Origin of the sequence: Streptomyces sp. SP17BM10 (assembly GCF_036322405.1) — a bacterium.
Classification (GTDB): domain Bacteria; phylum Actinomycetota; class Actinomycetes; order Streptomycetales; family Streptomycetaceae; genus Kitasatospora.
In genome coordinates this window covers 1-377 of sequence record NZ_JAQYXB010000083.1, presented here as the reverse complement: position 1 = coordinate 377, position 377 = coordinate 1, and the positions used below count along the sequence as shown (strand labels likewise).

Annotated in this window: 1 rRNA gene; it reads right to left on the bottom strand. The window is 55.2% G+C overall.

Annotated elements, in window-relative coordinates:
* A 23S ribosomal RNA gene (locus PUR71_RS00325) occupies positions 1-377 on the bottom strand; the annotation flags it as partial.

The window sequence follows — 377 nt, the reverse complement described above, 5'->3', positions numbered from 1 at the left end:
CGGGGGGCTCCACCATTTCCTTTGGCCCTTTGGCTCGGGGAGGGTTTCCCGGCTTTAGAATCTTGTGTTTGGCGGTTGGCGTTTAAATGGGGGTAGGTTATTATCAACCGGTTGTCATTGGACTACGCCTGTCGGCCTCGCTTTTGGACCGGAGTTACCCTGGGCATATCTGTTTGACCCAGGAACCGTTGGTCATTGGGCGAATGTTTTTCCAACTTTTGTTTGGCTACTATGGCTTGCATTCTCCCTCTTATACCGACCACGACTCGATTCCTCGGCCGCTTCACCCGGCACACGACGCTCCCCTACCCATCACAGCAGGCGTTGGCCCTCAATGCTGCAATGACACGACTTCGGTGATGTGCTTGAGCCCCGCT